The following is a 21,174-nucleotide window of genomic DNA, read 5'->3' as shown; positions in this document are numbered from 1 at the left end:
CCCCACCGGCTCCTCGCGGTAGGGCAGGTAACGGCGGAAACGAAAACCCGGCCAGAGGCTGATGCGCCTCTGGCCGGGTATTAGTAGCGGGGGCAGGATTCGAACCTACGACCTCTGGGTTATGAGCCCAGCGAGCTACCGAGCTGCTCCACCCCGCGACGGGTGAGATATGTACTTCACCTGCTGCCGTAATCGGCAACGTCGACTACTATACGCACGCCCCTCTCAAAGGCCAAATCCCCTGGGTGGAGGCCCAGGGGATGACGTCGATAAGCGGGTGCCCCCTACTGCTGCGAACCCTGGTACGCGGCCACCGCGCGGTCAAGCTCGTCGAGGGCGCGGCCGTACTCCTCAAAGGACTTGTCGCGGGCGCTCTCCAGGTTGCGGAGGGCGTTGTTGATGCCCTTGAGCGCCTCGTCCTGGTTGGCGGGCTTCGCCTCGCCGGAGCGCTCCTCGTTCTGGCCCGGCGCGGTCGGCGACGCCATGTCAGCCTCGTCGCGCACGGAGGCGTCCTCGTCCACCACGTCGATCTCCTGCGCGGCGGCGGAGTTGATGCCCACCTGGCTCAGTGCCTGCGAGATCGTCGGCGCGTAGCCCACCTGGCCGCGGTAGAACACCAGCACGCGCAGCAGCTTCGGGAAGGCGGATTCCTGGTCCTTGCGCTGCGAGTAGATCGGCTCCACGTAGAGGATCTCGCCGCCGCCCACCGGCAGGGTGAGCAGGTTGCCGTTCTTCAGGTTGTTCGTGCCCTCCCACAGCGTGCGGTCGCGCGCCACCTGGTCCGAGGACATCAGCGCGTCCTGCGCCTGCTTCGGGCCCTGCGTCTGCGTGTTGGTGGGCAGGACGCGGACCGTGATCTTGCCGTAGTTCTCCGGGTCCGAGGACACCGCCATGTGGGCGGAGAGGAACTCGCGGTTCAGGCCGCGGTACGGGGTGATCAGTTGGAAGGACGGCTTCTGCGTCTCCGGGTCGGACGCCACCACGTAGTACGGCGGCTGGTAGAGCTGCTGGCGACCCTCAGGGGCGGTCGGGTCATTCGGTACGGACCAGAACGCGTCGTTGTTGAAGAACACGCCCGGGTCGTCCACGTGGTAGCGGGCGATCAACTTGCGCTGCACCTTGAACAGGTCCTCGGGGTAGCGCAGGTGGTCCCTCAGGGCATCGGAGATGTCCGCGGCCGGCTTCACCGTGTCCGGGAAGACGCTCATCCAGGCCTTGAGCACCGGGTCCTCTTCGTCGAAGGCGTAGAGCTCCACCGTGCCGTCGTACGCGTCCACTGTGGCCTTGACGGAGTTGCGGATGTAGGCCACGTCGTTGTTCACCAGGCGCTGGGTAGTGCCGTCGGGGTTGAGGGCGTCCTGGGTGGCGTCGGTAAGCGCGGTGCGCGTGGAGTACGGCAAGCGCGACAGCGTGGTGTAGCCGTCCACGATCCACTTCACGCGGCCGTCCACCACCGCCGGGTAGGTCTTGGAATCCGTGGTGAGCCACGGCGCAACCTTCTCCACACGCTCGCGCGGATCACGGTCGTAGAGGATCTTGGACTCGCCGCCCACGCGATCCGACAGCAGGAGGTTGAGCTCCTGGTACTTGATGGAGTACGCGATGCGGTTGGCCCAGTTGCCTACGTTCACGCCGCCGGCACCCGTGTAGGTGTAGGTGGACGTATCCGTGTCGTACTCGACCGGGCCCTGGCCGTTGTCGCCCACGATGGCGTAGTCCAGGGTGTCCGTCGCCGAGGCGATCACCGGGCCGTAGTAAATGCGCGGCTCGTCCACGCGGATACCCAGCTCCTCCGCCTCGTCCTTGTCGCGTGCCACCGCGTTGGTCTGCAGATCGGAGACGGTGAAGATGGGCAGGCCGCCGCGGGTGGAGCCGGCGTCCTGCGCCGCCTCGTCCACGGTGTTGGCCTGCGCCGCGATAAAACCGTTGCCGTGGGTGTACACGGTGTGGCGGTTGATCCAGTCGCGCTGGTTCTCAGACAGCGAGTTCGGGTTCAGCTCGCGGGCCGCGACCACGAAGTCCCGCATCTCCCCGTCCACCTCGTATCGGTCCATGGCCAGCTGGTCCGGGAACCCGTAGAAGTTGCGCAGCTGCTGGTTCTGGGTGAAGGTCGGCGCGATGATGTCCGGGTCCAGCAGGCGGATGTTGGAGATGGTCGCCGCGTCCGCCGCCACATCCGAAGCGGTGGTGTTGGACTGGCCCCAGTTCTCCTCGTAGGTGACCGTGTCATCCGTCAGCCCGTAGGCGTAGCGGGTGGCGTCGATGTTGCGGCCGATGTACTCGTACTCCTTGGCCTGGCGGTTCGGCTTAACCGAGAACTGCTCCAACAGCGCTGGCCACACGTTGCCCACCACAATGGAGGACACCACCATCAGCACCGTTGCGAGCGCCGGGATGCGCAGGTCCTTGTACACCACGGAGGCGAAGAATGCGGCGGCGACCAGCACAGCGATGATAGTGAGGATGAGCTTGGCGGGCAGCATCGCGTTGATGGTGCTGTAGGACGCGCCGGTGAAAATGTCGTTCTGGCTGTAGAGCAGCTGGTAGCGCTCGAGCCAGTAGCTGCCGGCCTTGACCAACAGCCACAGGCCGGCGGTCACGGCGAGCTGGATGCGGGCGGGCGACGAGATCTGGCCGCTGACGCCCCCCATGCGGCTGGCCAGGCGGATGCCGCCGAGCAGGTAGTGGCCGGCCAGGCCCACCAGGAAGGCGACCACCAGCAGCATGGAGGCCATGTCCAGCAGCGCCGAGATGGCGGGCAGGCTAAACGCGTAAAAGCCCAGGTCACGGTTGAACTGGGCGTCCTTCACCCCGAAGTCCCCGCCGCCAAACCAGAGCAGGAAGGTGCGCCACAGCCGCTGCCCGGCCAGGCCGGAGAAGACGGCGACGGCTACGGGGATCCACACCAGGATGGTGCGCACGCCCTGCTCCAGGTTGGCGCGGTACTTGGCGTTGGTGCCGAACGGGTCCGGCAGGTCAGCGGCGCGCGGGCGGCCCTGCCACGCCAGGCGGCCGGCGAGGTACGCCACCCCGCCGCCGAGGAGCGCGAAGAGAGCGAACAGCGCGATGCGGCTCAGCAGCACCTTATTAAATACGGAGCGGTAATCGAGCTCCCCGAACCACAGGAAGTCCGTGTACAGACCCACCACTAAGGGCAGCAGGACCAGCACGATCCCGATGACGGCGATGGTGGTCCACAGCCCGTTGTTCGTCTTCCTCGGTTTCGGCCTCGGCACTTGCAGGCGGGTAGCCAATCCTTCTCCTTTTTAATGCGTCATATTGCGCGGCCGCGCGCTGGACGCGCGGAACACGGGTATTAGGCTTCTAGCTTAAATACTCCAACGTCCAATCCAGCGGAAGGGTTCCCGTGCTGCAACAACAGGCTCTGAACAAGGCGATGATGGAGGCCGTCGAGTTTGTCCACGCCGAGGGTTGGGACGCCCAGCCGACGCTCTTCGCGCTGGTGCCCACGGAGCTTCTGGTGGACCAGCTGGAGGAGCTCGACCGCCTCGAGCGCGACGGCTCCCCCGCCCCGCTGACCCTGGTGGTGCAGGACCTGCCGGCGTCGATCCGCCCTGGCAGCGAGGAGCTGGCAGACTACGTCGCGCGCGTGGCGTGGCCCGCCGAAGTCCAGGGGGTGATCCTGGCTCAGGAGATCCGCTTCCGGGACACGTCGGCCGAGGGCGCAAGCGAGCCCCGCCCAGCCCGGTTGTTTTCGGGCGTGCTTCGCGACGCCGACGTGGAGCAAACCTTGCTCCAACTGCGGCCCACCGACGAGGAGCTGGAAGCGGGCGGCCTCTTCGCCCAGGACGACATCCAGCTGCGCGGCGGCCCGGACGTGGCCCCCACCGTAGTGGCGGCGCTGCGCTACAGCCTGACCCAAGACCCGGGCGAACTGCTCTAAGCTAGCTGCAAAGCAGTTGAACGCAGTTCAAGCCCCAGACGCACCCAGACGAACCCAGACGCAAAGGACATCCCCGGTGGCACACTCTCCCCGCACCATCGCTGCGGCCGCGGCGGTAGCCCTCACCCTCCCGCTCGCCGCATGCGGCCAGAACGACCCGGACGGGACCCCGGCCACCAGCGCCGAGACCACCACAGCCACATCGACGGCGGAGGAGAGCACGACCACCACCTCGTCGTCTCCCACATCAACCACCACGCGAACCACGGCGTCCACAACCACCGGCGCCACCAGCACGAGTGCTGCGGGGGCTGCGGCGGCGACGGGGGCGTCGACAAGCAATAGCTCCAACAAGGAGGAGCAGGCGCTGCGCGAGGTGGCGGAGCAGTTCTCCACGCTCGCGCCGGCGGAGTTCTTTGACAAGCTCGATGCCTGCACCTCCACCGGCATCGCCGGGTCCTACGACTGCTCGGGCGAGGGCATCGGGCAGTTCCAGTTCTTCGCCTCCGACTCCAAGGCCGCGTCCACCGCGCAGCTGCTCACCGAGCTGCGCAGCTCGCGCGTGGTGGAGGATTCGGGCGCGCGCATCGTGGGCTGGTCCACGCTGGGCACCTCCGCCATCATCACGGTGGTGGACGTGGACAAGGGGCAGGTGCTGCAGCAGCTGACCTCGTCCGACCAGGGCGACCCGCGCGAGCGCATCTACGAGCTCGGCCTGGCGGAGCAGGTGGACACCGTGTCCACCCCGGGCGGGGCCGGCTCGAAGCAGAGCACCACCCGCACCGCCCCGGCCGGCGAGCCGACGGGGTAACCCCTAGGTAACGCCTAGCCGGGGGTGCACCCGGCTACATCGCGGCCGGCGGAGAAATCCTCCATCGCACGCACCGCGTCGTCCAGGCTGGCAACCTTAGCCACCTGCATGGAGCCTGTCTTCACCTTGGCCACCTCGCCGCAGTTGTCCGCGGGGGCGAGGAAGAGTTCCACGCCCGCGTCCCTCGCTCCGGCGATCTTGTGCTGGATGCCGCCGATCGGACCCACGTGGCCGTCCTCGGCGATGGTGCCCGTGCCCGCAACGTTGTGGCCGCCGGTGAGCTCGTCCGGAGTGAGCTTGTCTATCACAGCCAGCGCGAAGATCATGCCCGCGCTCGGGCCGCCGATGTCGTTGAGGTTGAAGTCCACGCGCGTGCCGTCCGCCGGCTCAGAGGACATGTAAATGCCCAGCAGGGCCTGCCCCTCCTGCTCCGGGTTCTCGCCGAGGACGACGGACTCGGTGCGCTCCGCTTCCCCGCGGCGCACGCTCACCTCCGCGGTGTCACCGGGGCGCATGCCGCGCACGAGCTCTTGCACTTGGCCCGGCTCGGTCACCGCGCTTGCGCCGATCGCCGTGATGGTGTCGCCCGCCTCGAGGCGACCCGCGGCGGGGCCGTCCTCCACCACGTCGTGCACCACCACTTCTGTGGGCCGGCCGAGGTAGCGCATTGCGGCCACCGTGGCCGACGCCTCGGAGCTGACGAAGGCCTGCGTGTTGTAGTCCTTCAACTCCTCCTCGCTCAGGTTGGGCGGGAGGACCTGTTCCACCGGCACGATCGTGTCGCTCGTAGCGATCCAGCGGCCGAAGGCCTGCGCCAGCGTCATGTTGGTGCGCACCGACACGGTGGTCATGTTCAGGCTGCCGGAGGTTGGGCTGGTCTCGGCGCCGTCGATAAGCACGACAGGCTCCCCCGACACCTCCCCGAGCGTGTCGAACATCGGCCCCGGCCCCTCGGCGGCGTACGGCACGGCGAGCGAGATGCCCGTGCCCGGAATGTGGTCGACGGAGAGCAGGCCGGCCAGCAGCGCAACGGGGACGGCGCCCCACATCACGGTGGACCAACGGTTGCCCGGAGAGGCTCCTGGTTTTGTCACGGCTTGGTAGCTTAGACCATGGCATCGGCGGCCCCGGCCTCTGTACGCTAGGCGGGTATGAGCAACGGATTTGGATTCTCCTTTCCCAACGACGGCCGCGACGACGACCGCGAGGGCCGCGGCGGTGACAGCCGGGACAACCAGGGGGGCCAAGGCGGCGAGGGCGGCGGGCCGAACAACCCATTCGCCGCGTTCGGGTTCGGGGGCCAAGGCGGACTCGGCGACATCCTGAACCAGTTCGGGCAGATGCTCTCCGGCGTGGGCAACTCCATGAACGCGCAGCCCGGCGGTGACGCTGTGAACTTCGACATGGCCGCCCGCGTGGCGCGCCAGCGCATCGGGCAAGCTAAGTCCGTTTCCGCGGGCGATAGCAAGGCCGTGGAGGAATCGGTGAAGCTGGTGGACCTGTGGCTGGACGAGGCCACCACCCTGCCGGCGGCCGACGCCGCGCCGAAGGCGTGGAACGCGGAGCTGTGGCTGGAGCAGACCATGCCGATGTGGAAGCGCCTGGTCAACCCCGTGGCGGAGCACATGAACCGCGCCCAGCTGGACACCATGCCGGAGGAGGCCCGGGAGATGATGGGCCCGATGGCCGGGATGATGCGCCAGATGAACTCGGTGCAGATGGGCATGAAGCTCGGCCACGCGTTGGGGGACTTGGCGCAACAGGCGCTCACCGGCACCGACTTCGGCCTGCCCGTGGCCCCGCGCGGCGTGACCGCCATCCTGCCGGCCAACGTGGCCGAGATTGGCCGGGGCCTCGAGGTGCCCGGCCAGGAAGTGATCGTGCATGTGGCCGCCCGCGAGGCCGCCCGCCAGCGCTTGTTCCAGCACGTGCCGTGGCTGGTGGAGCGGCTGGTCAGCGCCGTGGAGGAGTACGCGGCAGGCCTGGAGATCGACACCTCCCACATCGAGGAGATCGCCCGCGGACTCAACCTTGAATCGGGCGACCCGCGCGAGATCCAGGAGAAGCTTGCCAACCTGCAGGGCGAGGACCTCTCGCCGCGCGTGGGCTCGCGCAACGCCACCGCCACCGAGCGCCTCGAGACGCTTCTGGCGCTCGTGGAGGGCTGGGTGGACGTGGTGGTTGCGGAGGCGCTCGCCGACCGCATCCCCTCCGCGCCCCAGCTGGCGGAGGCGTGGGCGCGCCGCCGCGCCACCGGCGGTTCGGCGGAGCAGGCCTTTGCCAACGTGGTGGGCATCGAGCTGGCCGCGCCGCGGGTGCGCGAGGCCGCCGAGCTGTGGCGCCGCGTCGGCAACGCCGTGGGCACAAAGCGCCGCGACGAGGTGTGGAACCACCCAGACTTCCTCCCCACCGGCGAGCACCTGGAGAACCCGGCCGCGTTCATTGACACCCTGCTGGATGATTCCACGGACGCGGACCTCGACGCCGAGTTTGCCAAGCTGGAGGAGGAGCTGCGCGCCAACCCGGATCTCACGCGCGAGGACGGCGACGGGGAGGACGACGGCCGCGAGGACGGCACGGAGTTGTAAGGGGTTATAAGGGGCTTCACCGGGCTGTATCTGGGGGCTACCCCCAGCGCTGATACGCCTCCAGGTACCCCTTCGCCCGCTCCGCCTGCGGCGCCCGATCCGCCCACGCCCAGAACTCGCGCGAATGCAAGGGGATGAACGTGTGCACCAGCTCGTGCACGAGCACCGCGTCGAGGACGTAGCCTGGCACCTCCCGCAGCCGGTCGCTGATGCGGATGTCGCCGGTGTCGGTGGAGCACGAGCCCCAGCGGGTGCGCATGTTGCCCACCCACCTCACGGAGCGGGCGGCGGCACGGCCTTTCAGCAGCTGCTTGTTCAGCGCCTCCGCGCGCGCCGCGAGGTCCGCGTCCGAGCGCTGGGCGCGGCTCGTGCGTTTCTGCAGCTTGGCCAGCATCTCCCCCACTACGCGACGCTCCTCGGCCGCGGACATCGCGGCCGGGATCCGGATCTCCGCCACCCCGTCCACTACCCGCGCCTGCACCGTCTTCGCCCGGCGGGCGGAGCGGATAACCCGGTAGGGCATGTCTGTGTGCGGCACGGCAGATGATTGTATGCTGTGGCCAACACTGGGGGGTGGTGGATATGCCGCAGCGCGTCAACGAATTCACGCAGGTACGGCTCGCGGACGGGGTCTTTGTCACGCAGCGCGGGCCCGCCATGCTGCAGTTCGGGGCGGACGCCACGCGCACCGGGGTGGTGGAGACCGCGCGGGCCGACCGGTTGAGCTCGCTTTTCGACGCCCCCTTTACACCACGCCCCGTCCGCTACCTGATCCACCAGCTCCGCCCGATCATCGGGGGAGACGCCGCCCGCAGCTTGGTCGCGGACCTCATGGCCTACCGCATCCTGGTGCCCACCGACCCGGCCGCCGTCGCCCTGATCGGTGCCACGCCGCTGGCCGAGGAGCTCGCCGGCGTCCTGGGGCGCAGCGACTGCCTCCTGCGGCGGCCCGAGACCGCGGACGTGGGGCCCGGCTTCCTCGAGCAGCTGAGCGCCTGGGGCCCGCTCGCTGTGGTTGACCAGCCCCACCTGGCCGAGGCCGTCGCCCGATACACCCGCGCGGGCGCGACACCCGTGGTGCCGGTGACCTCGCTGGATTCTCGCGTGGTGGTAGGGCCCGTGCGCCTGGGCCCGGGCGACCCGTGCCCCGCCTGCCTGGACGCCTACCTGCGGGAACGCGACGCCGGCTGGGAGCGCGTGCGGGACGGCCAGTACGCGCAGCGGAGTACGCCGAATGCCGCGGTGGTCGCGGCCGGCGCGGCGGCGGCGGCGGTGGTGGTGCGCCGCCTCGCCGGCGCGCCCGACCCGCCGGGCGTGTCGGCCCCGCCGCCCGCACCCGGCGGGTGCGTGATCGCGGACCCTTTCGGCCCACAACCTACCCAGACCGTGGTGCTGGAACGCCACCCGGACTGCAACGTGTGCTACTAGCGCGCGGTGCTAGAGAAAATCCGCGACCACTGCGAGCACGTCCTCGCCGTAATTCTCCACCTTGACGGGCCCGACACCCGGGATGGCGAGGAGCGAGGGGGCGTCGGTAGGCACTGCCTCGGTGATGGCAAGCAGCGTCGCGTCCGAGAACACCAGGTAGGCGGGCTGCCCCGCGGCGCGCGAGACGTCGAGGCGCCAGCGCTTGAGCGCCGCGAACAGCTCCTCGTTGTAGTCCGGCTCGCAGTCCGTGTGCCGGCCCAGCGACTTCTCCGCGGGCGTATCCAGCGGGTTGCCGCACACCCGGCAAGTGCGGCTGCGCTTGAGCCGCTGCGGGGACTTCTCCACCTCGAGCTCGGGCACCAGGCCGTCCAGGAACCGCGACCGCGAGCGGTTCTTGTTCCCGCCCTCCTGCCGCGCCAGGGACCAGGACAGTTTCAGGTGCTCACGGGCGCGGGTGATGCCCACGTAGAAGAGGCGGCGCTCCTCCTCGACCTCCTCGTCCCCCGCCTTGATGGCGTGGGAGATGGGCAGGGTGTTCTCCACCAGCCCGACCAAAAACACCGCATCCCACTCCAGGCCCTTCGCCGCGTGGAGGCTGGCGAGCGTGACGCCGTCAACCGCGGGCGGCTGCTTTGCCTCGGCCCGGCGGTTCAGCGAGACAAGCACTTCCTGCAGGTTGGACGCCTCGCGGGTGCGCACGATCTCCTCCACCAGGTCCACCAGTGCGTTGAGGGACTGCCAGCGCTCCCGCGCCTGCGCACCCTCCGGCTCGGTGGGGGTCAGGCCCAGCGGTGCGAACGCCGCGCGGGCCACGGTCACCGGGTCATCCGGCAGGTCGGTCCGGCTCGCCGCCCGCCGCAGCTGGAGGACGGCCTCTCTCACCTCACCGCGCTGGAAGAAGCCCTCGCCGCCGCGCACCTGGTAGAGGATCCCCGCATCCGCGAGCGCCGCCTCGAACGCCGCGGACTGGGAATTGATGCGGTACAAGATTGCGATCTCGCGGGCCGGCACGCCGCTATCGAGCAGGCGGCGGATCGCGGCCGCGACCTCGCGAGCCTCGGTCGGCTCGTCGTCGTACGCGTTGTAGGTGGGCTCCGGGCCGGGATCACGCATGCCCTCCAGCTGCAGGCGGGTGCCGGCCGCGCGGCCGGTGGCCTTACTGATCACCGTGTTAGCCAGGTTGGTGATCTCTGGGGTGGAGCGGTAGTCGCGCTGCAGCTTGACCACGGTGGCGTGCTCGTACGTGCGGGAGAAGTTGAGCAGGTAGTCCGGGGTGGCGCCGGTGAACGAGTAGATGGTCTGGTTGGCGTCCCCCACCACAGTGAGGTCGTCGCGCGTGCCCAGCCAGCCCTCCAGTACCCGCTGCTGCAGCGGCGTCACGTCCTGGTACTCGTCCACCACGAATGACTGGTACTGCTCCCGGAACTCCTCCGCCACCGCCGGGGCGTTCTCGAGAGCGGCGGCGACATGGAGCAGCAGGTCATCGAAGTCCAGCAGCATGCCCTCAGGGCTGGTCTTGAGCTCCTCGTAGCGCTGGTACACCTGCGCCACCTTGGCCGGGTCCGTCGGCGGGGTGCGGCCGATACCTGCGATGCGCTGCGCGTAGTCGGCGTGCCCGATGACGTTGGACTTCGCCCACTCGATCTCCCCGAGCAGGTCGCGCACCATGTCCTTACCGGAATCCACGCCGCTGGCGTTGGCCGCGCGGGCGACCAGTGGGAACTTGTTGTCCAGCAACCGCCACGGCAGGTCGCCTGCGATCTGCGGCCAGAAGTAGCGCACCTGTCGCAGCGCCGCCGAGTGGAAGGTGCGCGCCTGCACCCCGCCGATGCCCAGCAAGCGGAGGCGGTCGCGCATTTCCCCGGCGGCGCGCTGCGTGAAGGTCACCGCCAGCACCTTCGTCGGCGCGACCATGCCCTGGTCGACCAGGTTGGCGATGCGGTAGGTGATCGTGCGCGTCTTGCCTGTGCCCGCGCCGGCGAGAATGCACACGGGCCCGCGCGGCGCGGTCGCCGCGACCAGCTGGTCCGCGTCGAGGAGGCTGAGATCAATTGCCATGGTTATTCCCCTTCGGAAGTGCGCCTGTGCCAGCCGTCGATAAGCCTGCGCGCGATGCTCCCCGGCCCAGCGAGCGGGAGGTTGTCTAGGTCGGCGCGGGTGGCCCAGCGGATTGAGCGCAGCTCGCCGTCGGTGCCCGCGACTGGGTCGATGTCGGCCGTGCGCGAGGTGAAGGCGAGCATGAGCGCGCCGGTGTGCGGCCAGGGCTGCGACCCCAGGTAGGTGGCGATGTCCACGCGGCGGCCCGTCTCCTCGAGCACCTCGCGGCGCCACGCGTCCTCCGCCGTCTCGCCGACGTCGATGTAGCCTGCGACGCAGGTGAAGTAGCCGGGGCGGCGGGCGTTCTCGCCGAGAAGGATGGCGTCGCCCGCGAGGTTTTCCACCAGCCCGATCACGCACGGGTCGATCCGCGGGAAGACCTCGCGCCCCGACGCGCCCCGCGCCGAACGGGCCGCCGGGTCCCAGGTCAGCTCGGAGCCGTCCGCCGGGTCGAAGCGGGTGCGCTCCACCGCCCGCAGCCGGCCCACGGCCTGCGCCCCCAGCGGGGCGCCCGCCCCGGCGCGGGCGGCTCCCCCCCGGTCGGCGAGGTCCGCGGCGCGGGTGCCGGCGAGGCGGGCCGCCGTGATCCCGCCGGGGAGGGCGACTTGGGTGGTGGTTGGCGCTGGGGGTGCGTCGACAAGCAAGAGCCCCCCATCGGCGCCGAGTGGGAAGGCGTTGTCCCTGTCAATAAGCAGGTACATGCTATTCCGGCAGGCGCTGCGAGTCGGAGGAATCCGTCGGCTTGGTCAGGCGCACGTACAGCAGGCGGTCCCCCGGCTCGACCGTCTCGGCCTCGGGCGAATCAATGCGGTAGAGCTCCCCGGAGCGGACCACACCCAGGACGATGTCCGCCAGGTGGCGGGGGTTGGCGCCCACCTCGTCGTCCGCGATCGGACGCTCCGCCACCGCGAACCCCTCGTCCGGGCTGAGCAGATCCTCCATCATCTCCACCACCGGCGGCGTGACGGTGGCGAGGCCAAGCAGGCGGCCCGTGGTCTCCGCGGACACCACCACCGAGTCCGCGCCGGACTGCATCAACAGGTGCTGGTTCTCGCTCTCGCGGGCGCTGGCCACGATCATCGCGCTCGGCGCCAGCTCGCGGGCGGAGAGGGTGACCAGGACCGCCGTGTCGTCGCTGGACGGGGCAACCACCACGGAGCGCGCCTTATTCGCGCCGGCTACGCGCAACACGTCGGACTTGGTGGCGTTGCCGTGCACCGTGACCAGGCCGCGCTTCTCCGCGTGGGACAGGGCGACCGGGTCCGTGTCGATGACCACCACGCTCGACGGCGCGGCACCGCCCGCGAGCAGCGCGTCCACGGCCGAGCGGCCCTTGGTTCCGTACCCGATGACAACGGTGTGATTGCGCACGTTTTGCCTCCATTGCTGGATCTGGAGTGTTTTGCGGGAGTCCTCCGTGAGCACCGACAGCGTGGTACCGACAAGGAGCATCAGGAAGGCCACCCGCGACGGGGTGATGAAGAAGATGTTCACGAGCCTGGCCCGCTCGCTCACCGGGGTGATGTCGCCGTAGCCGGTGGTGGAGAGGGATACCGCGGAGTAGTACAGCGCGTCGATGAACGACAGCGGCTCCGAGTACCCCTCCCGGTCCAGGTAGACCACGGCCGCGACCACCACCATGAGGATGAGCGCGTACGCGAACCGGCGGGCCATGAGCGCCCACGGTGTCACCCGGCCGGACGACGGAATGGTGATGACGTCCGTGAGCGTGTGGACGGGGACATCGAAGTCGGTGTCACCCCGGAACTTGCTGCCCCAGGCCGAAGAATAGGGCAGTTTCACCTCCGGCTCCTTTCCGCGCCACCCTCGCCCGCGTCGCGCTCTGCGGAGGGCTCAACGGGCTTGACGGGGGAAAGACTACCCCACCCGCGCGCCTGGGTGGGGTCCAGCAGCGCAGCGAGCTGGTCACCCCCGGGCAAATCCGCCGGCGCGAAATCCTCGCCGGTGCGGACGTAGAAGAACACCGCGCGGACATCCCGGCCGTCGTTAGCGATCCTGCGCCACGCTTCCCGGTACACCGCCAGCTGCAGCTTCGCCGCCTCCATCTCAGCCTTGCCGGGTTTGAGGCCCGTCTTCCAGTCCACCACGGTCCACCCGCCCGTCTCCGGGTCCTCGAAGATGGCGTCGATGCGCCCCCGGACCACGGACTCCCCCAACGCCAGCTCGAACGGCCGTTCCACGAATGCCGGCGTACGGCTGGCCCAGTGGCTCGCTTCGAACGAGCGCTTAAGCTCGGCCAGCGTGGCCGGGTCGACGTCCGCCTCGCCACTGCCCGGCAGCTCGTCCTCATCCAGCAGGGGGCGGGCGCCGTAGAAGTCTTCGAGCCATTCGTGGAACGCGGTGCCGCGCTTGGCGTAGGTGTTCGGTTTAAACGGCACCGGCCGCCTCGCGCGCCTGGCAAACTGCGCCGGGTCCGCGCGCATCGCCACCACATCGGAGGCCGTCAACTCCGCCGGCACCTCCACAGCAACCTCGGCACTCTGCGACGCCTCGTGTTCCTCGATCAGCGCGGTAACATCGCGCTCCCAGAGGCCGAAGAGCTCACCTTCGCTCAGGTTGGGCACGCTATCCAGTGCCCGTGCTACCTCGGTAGCGGCCGCGAGCTGCGACTCGTCGGGGCCCGTACCGGGCCAGGACCCCTCGCGCACGCCGGACGCGGCGGCTGCCTCCGCCTCGTTCTCCGTGGCCGGGTCGCCACCGGCATCCGAATCGGTGCCGTCTGCCCAGCACACCACGCGATCCTCCGGGACGAGGTCGCGCAGCGCGTCGAAGTGGGCGTAGGGCTTAGCCCCCTGGGCTGTCCCCGCGGCGGCGCGCGAACCGGTGACCATGAGTTTGCGCTCTGACCTGGTCACCGCCACGTAGAAGAGCCGGGCCGCCTCCTCCGCCTGGTTCTCGCGCACGGTGGCGATCCACTCCTCCGCCGCGCCCTGGAACTGGGTGCGGGTCTCCGCCTCGGCGAAGGCCGGGGTGACGTCTGGGTCGGCGAAGGTGTCCTCCTGCAGGACCTTGAGGTTGGTGAGGAACGTCTCGGCCTTGGCCGCGTACGTCCTGTCGTCCGCGTGGAGAACGGCGACGGTGTCCCACTCCAAGCCTTTGGCTTTGTGCGCGGTGAGGATCTGCACGCGGTCCGTCTTCACCGCGACCGGCCCGGGCGCGAACCCGCCCTCGTGCGCGCGTGCGAGGTCGAAGAAATCGAGCAACCCCTCCAGACTGGTGCCCGGGTACGCGGCAACCTCCTCGAGGAGGCGGGTGAGGTGGGTGGCGCCGGCCGCTCCGGGGTGGGCGAGCACTTCCGTGCGGATGCCGAAGACGGCGATGATGTCCGCGAACAAATCCACGAGCCTTTTTCCCATGCTGTGGGTGCGCAACCACCGCAGCTTGGCCGACAGCTCCCGCAGCCGTGCAAGTCCCTCCTCCGAGTAGCGCTCGGGCTCCCCCAGGTCCGCCACCGCGTCAGCCAGCCCCGCCGGGCGCTCGGACGCCGCGTCAATCGCCGCGGCCCGCTCGACGAGCTGGCCGAGTTGCGCCTGCAGCGCTGACAGTGCGGACGGGGCCGAAGAGCCCGACGGGTTCGACGGGTCCGACTCGGCTGCGTGGAGATCCTTCCCGGCCCGCTCCCCCTGCTCGCGTCCGCGGAGATTCGAGGCGCGGTTCGCCAGCGCCTGCAGGTCCGCAAGGCCCAGCCCAACCGCCGGGCCGGCGAGGACCCGCAGCGCCGCCTCCGAGTCGCTAGGGCACACCAGCATGGTGGCGATGGCCACGGTGTCCGCCACCTCCGGGACGTCCAGCAGGCCCGCCACGCCGACTACTTCGTACGGAATCCCACGCTGCTCGAGCGCCTCGGCCATCTCCGCGCTGTGGCGGTTCTTGCGCACCAGCACGGCGGCGGAGAAATCCGCCCCGCCTAGCTGCGCGGCCACGTACTGCGCGGCGAGCTCGTCGGCCACGTAGTCCACCTCCGCCTCGGCGTCCGGGAAGAAGCCGAGCACCACGTCGCCCTCGCCCGCCCCCGGCCGCGGCTCGAGCTGTTCCACTGCCCGGTTCGGGCCGTTGCCGAGGATTGCCGCGGACACGTTGTTGGCCAGCCCGAGCACCTCGGGCGGGTTGCGCCACGAGGTGGTGAGCTGTTTTTTGGGCGCCGGCGAGCCGTCCGCGAGCGGGAAATCGTCCACGAAGGCCTCTAGGTTCGCGGCGGTGGCGCCGCGCCACCCGTAGATGGCCTGCATGGGGTCGCCCACCGCCGTGACGGTCAGCTCGGAGTCCGCCCCACCGCCGAACAGGCTGCGCAAAAGCACGCGCTGGGCGTGGGAGGTGTCCTGGTACTCGTCCAGCATCACCACCCGGTAGCGGGCGCGCTGACCGCTGCCCACCGCGGCGTGGTCGCGCGCCAGTGCCGCGGCCACAGACATTTGCTCGTTGAAGGTGACCACGCCACGGCGGCGCAGCTCCGCGTTCAGCTCGGCGGCGAGCGGCAGGTACGCCGCCCGCTCCTGCTGCTTCGCGCGCCAACCGGCGAGCTTCTGGGAGAACTCCGTTCTGGAGCGCGGGCTGCGGGGCAGCGTTTCCGTCTCGGCGAGGAAGACCCGCGCCTGCTCTGCCACTTCCTCCGGATGCGCGAGCTCGTTGCCCATGGCGGTGGTGAGCCCGAGCACGTTTTCCACCACCGTGCCGAGCGAGGGGTTGGATCCGCCCTCCGCGATCAGCTCGCTCGGGTAATTGGTCACCACGTCCAAGGCGATGGCGTGCAGCTCCGCGTCGGTGATGAGGCGCGCGTCAGCCTCCACGGGCACGAGCAGGCCGTACTCGCGGATCAGATCGCCCGCGTACGCGTCATACGTGGACACGGTCGGGGCGATGACGGTGAGGGCATCCGCCAGCTCGCCGCTCGGGTCGAGGCGGCGCACTAGGGCATCGTCGCCCGCGAGCACCCCCAGGCGGTCGCGGATGCGCTTGCCCAACTCCTGGGCAGCCTTCCGGGTAAAGGTGAGGCCGAGGATCTCTTCTGGGCGGGCGTAGCCGTTGGCCACGAGCCACACCACGCGCGCGGCCATCGTCTCCGTCTTGCCCGCGCCGGCGCCCGCCACCACGAGTAGCGGGCCCGGTTGGGCGCCGATCACGTCCGCTTGCTGGGGCGTGGGCGCATGCTTCTGCCCGAGCGCCCGCGAGAGTGCCACGGGCCCCATTGCGCTACACATCGGTCAGCTCCCTTCCCTCGGGCTGCACGGGGCACAGGTGGCGCACCCGGCAGCGGTCGCAGTGCGGCCCGGTCCGGGCGGTGAGCTGCGGCCCCTCCATTTCACCCGGCAGCGGCCGGATCGCCTCGGCGAAGGCGGCGAGCTCCGCGTCGTCCTTCGCCGCCTGCTCGCGGGTGGCCAGCGTCTTCTTCTGCGCGTTGGGGTAGACCAGGGTCGCGCCGCCGACCTCGGATCCTGCGCCGGAGGACGTGGTCACGCGCCCACCCGCGAACTCCCCGGCGCGCAGCGCGAGTTGGTACGCCATCAACTGCGCGTTGGACTGCGTCTCCGCTTTGGTGGGCGGCTGGGACCCGGTTTTCAGGTCCACCACGTGGAGCGCCCCCGTGCGGTCGCGCTCGAGGCGGTCCACGCGGCCGCGGATGCGCACGTCCTCGTCCACGCGCACGTCCACCTCTGCCTCGACGGCAACCTGCTCGAAGGCCGCGCGCGAGGTGGCCAGCCACGTATCGATGCGGTCGAGCATCGCGGCGAAATCGGCTAGGTCCCGCTCCGCCTTCCACACCGGCCCCTCCTGCGCCTCTGCACGAGCGGCCATCACCAGTTCACGCGCGGCTGCCGGGTCCGCCCCTCCGCCCACCGCCTCGAGGTAGGCGTGGGCCATCGAGCCGTAGATCATCTCGCGGGTCTCATCGAGGCCGACCATCCGCTCGAGCACCTCCCGCATCGGGCACTGGAGCAGGGACTCGATCCGCGACGGGGAGAGCCCACCGCGAAGAGGGAGCTTTTCGCTTGTCGACGCTCCCCGCAGCCCCCACCACTGCCCCGGGTCCGCGCCCGCCACCCCGGCCGACGCGAGGCGCGCCAGCTGGCGCGCCGCCTGTGCTCGCTCCACCTCTGAGGAGGCCGGGTTGCTCACCGCGCGGCGCAGCTCCGCCACCACGTGGTCGCGCGAGAGGACCCGCACCACCGCGGCCTCCCCGTGCCGCGGCGCGGTGGCGGGTGCGCTCAGGCTCACCACCTCGGTGTCGAGCCCGTGCGCCTTGGCAAACTCCTCCACGAACCGGGAGGGCTGGACCACTTCGTCCGCGTCTTGGTCGTCCACGGCAGTGACCATCAGCGTCTCGGTGGCGCGGCTGGTGGCGACGTGGAACAGGCGCCGTTCCTCCACCATGCGCTCCGCCGTGTGCGAGACCGGCACGGCCGGGTCAATGCCCTCGTCGATGAGGTCTATCAGGTCCTCCTGCCGGAAGATCGTGCCCGTCTCGCCCAGGCTCGGCCAGCTCATTTCCTGCACCCCTGCCACGATGACGTGGGGGAACTCGCGCCCGGCCGCGCCGTGGGCGGTGAGCAGAGCGACGGCATCGGGCTTCGCCGTGCGCCGATCTCGTACGCCCGTGGGCAGCTCCTGTTCAGTGATCGACGAGATGAAGAGCTCGATGCCTGCCGACGGCCGGCGCTCCGTGAAGTCGCCCGCGGCGTCGAAGAGCGCCATCACCGCGTCCAGGTCGCGGTCCGCCTGGGAGCCCGTTGCCCCACCCCGCAGCGCCGCCGCGAGCAGCCTGTCCGCCAACCCCGTGGCCGACCACAGCGCCCAGAGTACCTCCTCCACGCTCCCGCCCGCGGCGTGTACCCCGCTCCCCTGGCGCAAAACGCCGCGGACGCGCTCGAGGATGTCCAGCTCGCGCTGGGTGAGCACAGTACCGAAATCGGGCAGCTCACCCTTGGCCACCAGCAGCTGGCGCAACGTCTCCTCGGCGCGCTGATCGGGTTTCCACCGGCGCAGGCCGCGCAGCAGGCGCCGTAGCGTGACCGGGTCCGCACCCCCGACGGGGCCGAGCAGCAGGTCGCGCCATTCCGAGGCGGTGAGCTCCTCTGACAGCGAGCGCAGGCCCAGCAGGAGCGCCCTGACAATGCGCTGCTCCGCAAGCACAACGTCCGTGGGATCCAGGCTCACGGGCACCCCGGCGTGTAGCAGGGAGCGGCGCAGCGGCTCGATCATCGGTGTCGAGCGCACGATCACCGCTATATCTCTGTATGCGGTCCCGGCCTCGAGGTGGGCGCGGCGGATCTCGTCCACCACGAACGCCTCGTGGGCCTGCGCGTCCGGGGCCTGCACCACCCGGCGCAGTGGCGCGCGCTTGGTTTTCCCCAGGTCGATCACGGTGTGCTCGAGGCCCCCGAGGGTGCGGAGGAACTCCGGCGTGGCCCCGCGGAAGCGGAACACGGCCTGGTCCACGTCGCCGCCGACCACGCCCAGGTCCGCCCGTTCGAGCAGGCGGGTAACGAGGGCGGCGGAGGCGGGCGCGAGCTGCTCCGCGTTGTCAACAAGCACGATGCTCCAGGGCGCGTCCAGCTCCAGCTCCGCCGCGCGCGAGACGAGCTCGGACGCCGAGTAGCGCGAGGTACCCGTGAGCGCCATGACCTGCTGGTACTCGGCCAGAAAGTCGCCCGCGGCGGACCAGATACCGATGCCGTGGGTCTGGCCGAGGCGGCGCAGGCTATCCGGGCCGAGCCCGCGCTCGACGGCCCGCAGGAGGAAGTCGCGCAGCTGGCGTGCGAAGCCGACCAGCGGCAGGGCGGGGCGCAGCTCCGCGGGCCACGTACCGCCGCCGTCCTCCGCGTGGCCGAGCAGTAGCTCGCGGATCACGGCGTCCTGCTCCGCGCCGGAGATCAGGCGGATCTCCGGCGCGGAGCGCTGCCTGAGCACCGCGAAGGCTAGGGAGTGCACCGAGCGCACCACCGGTTCGTCGGCGACGAAGCCGCTCGCCGCGAGGCGGTCTGAGAGCTCGGCCCGCAGCCTCGCCCCGGATTCCTTCGACGACGTGAGCAGCAGGACGCCGCGCTCCGCCGCGCGGGCCGGGTTTTCCGCGATGGCCTGCACCGCCGTGTCCACGAGGAAGCTGGACACGCCCGAACCCGCCTCGCCGGTGACCTTCCACCGCCCGCGAGTGGGCAGTTCCATCGGCCACCGCCTTGGCTCGGCCCGCCGCGTGCGCGCAACCAAGTGCGCGCGGGGGGTGACCGCGGGCGGCAGCGACGGCAGGTTAGGGCGTATCGGGTCCATGGCTCGCGATTGTGGCACGCTAGCCCGACACGATCCCCGACACGATCTTTGACACCCTCGTAAAGTTAGAACGCACGTTCGAATCCGCGCCGGCTGAGGTCAGGTCCCGGAACTCGAGCGCCTTCGCGGCCAGCTCGCCCAGGTGCGGAATGTGGGCCCACCGCCGCATCACCCCCGGGTCCACCGCCCCCGCCAGCAGCCCGTCCACAATCACCAGCGCCGCGGTAAACCCGCGCGGGCGCGGCTCGAAGGAGGGCGTGATGCCTGCCAGGGTGGGCGGCAACGAACCCTCGAACAGGCAGCTCGCCAAGAAGTCCAAGTGCGCCACCACGTGCTCGCCGCTCCAGCGCTCGGACGCCCAGACGTGACGGTCCGCCTCCGCCCACGCGTCCGGACGAGTGGGGGCTGCCGGGGGTTCGGTGGGCTCGAGGGCTGCGTCGAAAAGCAACGCCCCAGCAACCGCCTCATCCACGCGCGCGGCGGGCGCGCCCTCCGCAAACTCACTGGCTACGAAACCGCCCACCACCAGCCGGCCGTCCGTGGAACGCACCGGGCGGCTGATGCGCAGCCCGTCGAGGGTGCCGGCTAGGCGCTCGCGAACCTTGCCGGACCACGCGGCCGCCGGCCCCGCTGGGGAGACCACCACCCGGCCAAACCGCCGGCCGTTATCCCACGCGGGGGAGGTGGGCTCGCCGGTGCCCTCCAGCTGGAACGCCGCGAGGACGTGCTGCGGAATCTCGTGCGTCGCGTCTGGGGTGCTCACAGCTTGCAAAATCTACAGCACTGCCGGGCGCGGGTACGGCCACGGGTTGGAGCGGCACGTGTTGTTGTTGTCCGGGTAGACCCCGGTGGCTCCGAACGCGCGGAGCTCCGCGTTATTCAGGCTCAGGGTCTGTTGCATCATGATCGGCGCGAGCTCGCCGTCCGTGTGGCAGCCCTCGTGCTCCGCGAAGCCCACAGCGTGCCCCACCTCGTGGTTAATCACGTACTGGCGGTAGCGACCCAGGTCACCCTCGAACGGCACCGCGCCGCGGACCCAGCGGGACTCGTTGAGAATCACCGAATCCTCGCCCGTAATCGTGGTGCGGCAGCTGGTCTCCAGCCCGATGTCCGCGCCGCACAGCTCGCGGGTGGTGCCAACCGACGTCAGGCGGATGCGCAGCGTGGGGTTGTCCGCTGAGGTCACGTGCTCGAAACGGAAGCGCGGGTCATTGATCCACCCGCGGGGATCCGCCAGCGTGGCGTCGATCATGCGCGCGAACGCGTCGTCCCCGCCGTAGCCGGTCGTATCCACCCCGTGCTCGACCTCGACCACGTAGCGCTGCACCAGCTCATCGCCTTTGCCTGCCGACGCCCCCGGAGTGCCGACCTCATAAAACGTCTTCTCCCCCACCTCCGCGTATGGCCCGCCCGGGGGCAGGGTCTTTTCGTCCAGATCCCAGATCGGCAGGTCCGCCGGCACGATCTCCTCGGTCGGCTCATCCCCCTCCGCGGAGCGCGGGGTGCGGCCCGTAGTCCCCGCATCCGCGGACTGCGCGGTATCCACCACCGTGTCGCCCGGGTTCTGCACCATGTTGATGAGCACGAACACGGTCACCACGGCGAGCACCGGGACGGCGTAGGCGCGCCACCCGTACTCGCGCGCGAAGTGGACTAGGCGCCCCTCCCCGTCCTGATGATCCGAAGCCGCGCCGCCTGCACGGTCGGCGCGGCGGTGCAGCTGCGGATCCCTGGGTTTCATAAGCAGCTAATTTAGCGCATAAAGCCCACGGAATGAGCCGTGGCGCTCCCCTGCTCCACGTAGAGGATCTTCTCGGTGCGGATGAGGAACTGGCGGCCCTTCTCGTCCGCGAGCTGCATCACGGGGTTGCCCGCCTCGATCGCCTGCGCGAGCTGGGAAAGCACTGCCGCACCGTCCTCTGGGACGCGGATAACCAACTCGCGCGGGCTGTCTGCCAGGCCAATCTTGATGTCCATAGCCGTACTACCTTCCTTCACAACTTCTCTCGAATCGATTGCCCCGGCCATTGTAGTGACCCCACCACACGCCACGGTCAGCCCGC

The 21,174-nt window shown here is 70.1% G+C and carries 15 protein-coding genes and 1 tRNA gene; 4 read left to right on the top strand and 12 right to left on the bottom strand.

Features of this window, described 5'->3' with window-relative positions; translation table 11 throughout:
- Nucleotides 1-84 precede the first annotated feature (84 nt).
- Nucleotides 85-158 (bottom strand) — tRNA-Met (locus tag BN4252_RS09720).
- 126 nt (nucleotides 159-284) lie between these two features.
- Nucleotides 285-3,254 carry a UPF0182 family protein gene (locus BN4252_RS09715; protein ID WP_066530148.1) on the bottom strand — a complete coding sequence of 990 codons (2,970 nt, stop codon included), beginning with the start codon at nucleotides 3,252-3,254 and terminating at the stop codon, nucleotides 285-287.
- A gap of 143 nt (nucleotides 3,255-3,397) precedes the next feature.
- Here BN4252_RS09715 and BN4252_RS09710 point away from each other — a divergent pair, with 143 nt between their 5' ends.
- Together BN4252_RS09710 and BN4252_RS09705 are read left to right on the top strand one after the other, a co-directional pair.
- Nucleotides 3,398-3,904: a PPA1309 family protein gene (locus BN4252_RS09710; RefSeq protein WP_066530145.1), complete on the top strand. Its 507-nt coding sequence runs from the start codon at nucleotides 3,398-3,400 to the stop codon at nucleotides 3,902-3,904.
- 76 nt (nucleotides 3,905-3,980) lie between these two features.
- Complete coding sequence (locus BN4252_RS09705) at nucleotides 3,981-4,715, top strand: hypothetical protein (RefSeq protein ID WP_066530142.1); 735 nt, start codon at nucleotides 3,981-3,983, stop codon at nucleotides 4,713-4,715.
- 14 nt (nucleotides 4,716-4,729) lie between these two features.
- Here BN4252_RS09705 and BN4252_RS09700 read toward each other — a convergent pair whose 3' ends face one another.
- A complete protein-coding gene (locus tag BN4252_RS09700; protein WP_066530139.1) occupies nucleotides 4,730-5,764 on the bottom strand; it encodes a YlbL family protein in 1,035 nt (344 codons plus the stop codon).
- A 102-nt stretch (nucleotides 5,765-5,866) separates the two neighbouring features.
- On the opposite strand from BN4252_RS09700, the gene BN4252_RS09695 reads away from it, so the two are divergent.
- Nucleotides 5,867-7,303 (top strand): zinc-dependent metalloprotease, encoded by a 1,437-nt coding sequence (locus tag BN4252_RS09695; protein WP_066530136.1) that lies wholly within the window; start codon nucleotides 5,867-5,869, stop codon nucleotides 7,301-7,303.
- Nucleotides 7,304-7,340: 37 nt separating this feature from the next.
- Here the strand turns inward: BN4252_RS09695 and BN4252_RS09690 are convergent, their stop codons facing one another.
- On the bottom strand, nucleotides 7,341-7,826 hold the full coding sequence (locus BN4252_RS09690; RefSeq protein ID WP_066530131.1) for a M48 metallopeptidase family protein: 486 nt from the start codon (nucleotides 7,824-7,826) through the stop codon (nucleotides 7,341-7,343).
- Between the two features lie 53 nt (nucleotides 7,827-7,879).
- Here BN4252_RS09690 and BN4252_RS09685 point away from each other — a divergent pair, with 53 nt between their 5' ends.
- Nucleotides 7,880-8,731 carry a hypothetical protein gene (locus tag BN4252_RS09685; RefSeq protein ID WP_143341197.1) on the top strand — a complete coding sequence of 284 codons (852 nt, stop codon included), beginning with the start codon at nucleotides 7,880-7,882 and terminating at the stop codon, nucleotides 8,729-8,731.
- 9 nt (nucleotides 8,732-8,740) lie between these two features.
- On the opposite strand, the gene BN4252_RS09680 is transcribed toward BN4252_RS09685, so the two are convergent.
- From BN4252_RS09680 to BN4252_RS09645, 8 genes are read right to left on the bottom strand one after another with little or no spacing between them, the layout of a single operon-like run.
- Nucleotides 8,741-10,789, bottom strand: a complete 2,049-nt coding sequence (locus BN4252_RS09680; protein ID WP_066530118.1) for an ATP-dependent DNA helicase UvrD2 — start codon at nucleotides 10,787-10,789, stop codon at nucleotides 8,741-8,743.
- 2 nt (nucleotides 10,790-10,791) lie between these two features.
- Entirely contained in the window at nucleotides 10,792-11,529 is a 738-nt protein-coding gene (locus tag BN4252_RS09675; protein WP_066530116.1) for an NAD(+) diphosphatase, read from the bottom strand.
- A 1-nt stretch (nucleotide 11,530) separates the two neighbouring features.
- A complete protein-coding gene (locus BN4252_RS09670) occupies nucleotides 11,531-12,625 on the bottom strand; it encodes a potassium channel family protein (RefSeq protein ID WP_066530919.1) in 1,095 nt (364 codons plus the stop codon).
- A 2-nt stretch (nucleotides 12,626-12,627) separates the two neighbouring features.
- Nucleotides 12,628-16,035: an ATP-dependent helicase gene (locus BN4252_RS09665; RefSeq protein ID WP_066530115.1), complete on the bottom strand. Its 3,408-nt coding sequence runs from the start codon at nucleotides 16,033-16,035 to the stop codon at nucleotides 12,628-12,630.
- A 4-nt stretch (nucleotides 16,036-16,039) separates the two neighbouring features.
- Nucleotides 16,040-19,111: a PD-(D/E)XK nuclease family protein gene (locus BN4252_RS09660; RefSeq protein ID WP_066530107.1), complete on the bottom strand. Its 3,072-nt coding sequence runs from the start codon at nucleotides 19,109-19,111 to the stop codon at nucleotides 16,040-16,042.
- Between the two features lie 19 nt (nucleotides 19,112-19,130).
- Nucleotides 19,131-19,874: a hypothetical protein gene (locus tag BN4252_RS09655; protein ID WP_230208626.1), complete on the bottom strand. Its 744-nt coding sequence runs from the start codon at nucleotides 19,872-19,874 to the stop codon at nucleotides 19,131-19,133.
- 12 nt (nucleotides 19,875-19,886) lie between these two features.
- A complete protein-coding gene (locus BN4252_RS09650) occupies nucleotides 19,887-20,852 on the bottom strand; it encodes a DUF3152 domain-containing protein (RefSeq protein ID WP_078056887.1) in 966 nt (321 codons plus the stop codon).
- A gap of 11 nt (nucleotides 20,853-20,863) precedes the next feature.
- Nucleotides 20,864-21,088: a DUF3107 domain-containing protein gene (locus BN4252_RS09645; protein WP_066530104.1), complete on the bottom strand. Its 225-nt coding sequence runs from the start codon at nucleotides 21,086-21,088 to the stop codon at nucleotides 20,864-20,866.
- Nucleotides 21,089-21,174: the final 86 nt, after the last annotated feature.

It is taken from the genome of Corynebacterium bouchesdurhonense (assembly GCF_900078305.2).
GTDB classification, from domain to species: Bacteria; Actinomycetota; Actinomycetes; order Mycobacteriales; family Mycobacteriaceae; genus Corynebacterium; species Corynebacterium bouchesdurhonense.
The sequence above is the reverse complement of the archived record's forward strand: the minus strand, read 5'-3'. Positions and strand labels throughout refer to the sequence as shown.

What these genes read in the sequence shown, in the direction of transcription:
- BN4252_RS09710 (WP_066530145.1), top strand. Translation starts at nt 3,398, where the DNA reads ATGATGGAGGCCGTCGAGTTTGTCCACGCCGAGGGTTGGGACGCCCAG.
- BN4252_RS09675 (WP_066530116.1), bottom strand. Translation starts at nt 11,529, where the DNA reads ATGTACCTGCTTATTGACAGGGACAACGCCTTCCCACTCGGCGCCGAT.
- BN4252_RS09650 (WP_078056887.1), bottom strand. Translation starts at nt 20,852, where the DNA reads ATGAAACCCAGGGATCCGCAGCTGCACCGCCGCGCCGACCGTGCAGGC.
- BN4252_RS09660 (WP_066530107.1), bottom strand. Translation starts at nt 19,111, where the DNA reads ATGGACCCGATACGCCCTAACCTGCCGTCGCTGCCGCCCGCGGTCACC.
- BN4252_RS09645 (WP_066530104.1), bottom strand. Translation starts at nt 21,088, where the DNA reads ATGGACATCAAGATTGGCCTGGCAGACAGCCCGCGCGAGTTGGTTATC.
- BN4252_RS09690 (WP_066530131.1), bottom strand. Translation starts at nt 7,826, where the DNA reads ATGCCCTACCGGGTTATCCGCTCCGCCCGCCGGGCGAAGACGGTGCAG.
- BN4252_RS09700 (WP_066530139.1), bottom strand. Translation starts at nt 5,764, where the DNA reads ATGTGGGGCGCCGTCCCCGTTGCGCTGCTGGCCGGCCTGCTCTCCGTC.
- BN4252_RS09695 (WP_066530136.1), top strand. Translation starts at nt 5,867, where the DNA reads ATGAGCAACGGATTTGGATTCTCCTTTCCCAACGACGGCCGCGACGAC.
- BN4252_RS09665 (WP_066530115.1), bottom strand. Translation starts at nt 16,035, where the DNA reads ATGGGGCCCGTGGCACTCTCGCGGGCGCTCGGGCAGAAGCATGCGCCC.
- BN4252_RS09680 (WP_066530118.1), bottom strand. Translation starts at nt 10,789, where the DNA reads ATGGCAATTGATCTCAGCCTCCTCGACGCGGACCAGCTGGTCGCGGCG.